We start from the raw sequence: 1,451 nt of genomic DNA, 5'->3' as shown, positions 1-1,451 counted from the left end.
ATTGGGCTCAATCGGTGGAAGCAACATTCGAGGTCAGGAGGGTGTTGTGGGCAGACCATCGGATTGGGTGCGGGAGGTGACGGGCAGGGCTCCGATGAGGTCACCCGGAGCGCCGGGCCATCCTCGGTCGAAGGAACGAGATTTTTGGGAGCAGATCAGTACTGGCAAGCTTCCCAGGGAAGCCGCTGACGCTGTCGGCGTGGGACAACCGGTGGGCCAGCGGTGGTTCCGGCACGCTGGCGGGATGACGCCGTATTCATGGCCCGCGCCGGCAGGCAGGTACCTTTCTTTGGCAGAGCGTGAGGAAATTGCGATCCTGAACGCCACCGGCCACGGAGTGCGCGCGATCGCGAGTGCCATCGGGAGGAGCCCGTCGACGATCTCGCGGGAGTTGCGGCGCAACGCCGCCACGCGTGGAGGCAAGCTCGACTATCGCGCCAGCGTGGCGCACTGGAAAGCCGAGTTGTTTGCCCGCCGCCCGAAGACCGCCAAGCTCGCGGCCAACGAGCGGTTGCGCGAGTACGTTGAGGACCGACTCTCGGGCCGGATCACCATGCCGGGCGGCGATGCTGTCGCCGGACCGATCGAACGGCAATGGAAGGGCTTGAACAAGCCGCATCGTCAGGACCGCAGGTGGGTGAAAGCGTGGAGCCCCGAGCAGATTTCGAACCGGCTTCCGATCGACTTCCCCGATGATGAGTCCATGCGGATCAGCCACGAGGCCATCTACCAGTCCCTGTTCATCGAGGGTCGCGGCGGCCTGCGCCGCGAACTCATCTTGTGCCTGCGCACCGGCCGTGCTCTGCGCATGCCGCGGGCACGAGCGAAACGTGCTGCCTGGGCCCACGTAAGTGCGGACGTACTGATCAGCGAGCGCCCCGAAGAAGCCGACGACCGTGCGATTGCCGGGCACCACGAAGGTGACCTCATCATCGGTGCGGACAGGTCCGCAATCGGAACCGTCGTCGAGCGCACAACCGGATACACCACCCTCGTGCACTTGCCACGGGAGCGTGGGTGGCGAGCGCAACCGATCACCAAGAACGGGCCGGCACTGTCGGGATACGGAGCGGTGTCGATGAACAGAGCGTTGGCACAGGCGCTGGCGTCGATGCCCGCCGAACTCAAACGCTCGCTGACGTGGGACCGTGGGAAAGAGATGTCCGCGCACGCCCAGTTCACCATCGACACCGGGCTGAAGGTCTACTTCGCCGATCCACACAGTCCGTGGCAACGAGGTACCAACGAGAACACGAATGGACTACTGCGCCAATATTTTCCGAAGGGGACTGATCTCTCGCGATGGAGCCCCGACGACCTCGCGGCAGTCGCCCATGCTCTCAACACCCGACCACGGAAACGACTCCATTGGCGAACCCCCGCTGAAGCTTGGGACGAACACCTACGATCGGTTCAACAGCAACGTGTTGCTTCGACCGGTTGAATACGCC

Annotated in this window: 1 protein-coding gene; it reads left to right on the top strand. The window is 64.1% G+C overall.

All coding sequences use genetic code 11. The features are described from left to right. Window positions 1-94: 94 nt before the first annotated feature. The gene (locus tag ASU23_RS12230; protein ID WP_253741318.1) at window positions 95-1,444 is read left to right on the top strand and encodes an IS30 family transposase; all 1,350 of its coding nucleotides are present in this window, start codon (window positions 95-97) and stop codon (window positions 1,442-1,444) included. Window positions 1,445-1,451 lie beyond the last annotated feature (7 nt).

This window comes from Rhodococcus sp. KB6 (assembly GCF_001445685.1).
GTDB lineage: Bacteria > Actinomycetota > Actinomycetes > Mycobacteriales > Mycobacteriaceae > Rhodococcus_F > Rhodococcus_F qingshengii.
The sequence above is the reverse complement of the archived record's forward strand: the minus strand, read 5'-3'. Positions and strand labels throughout refer to the sequence as shown.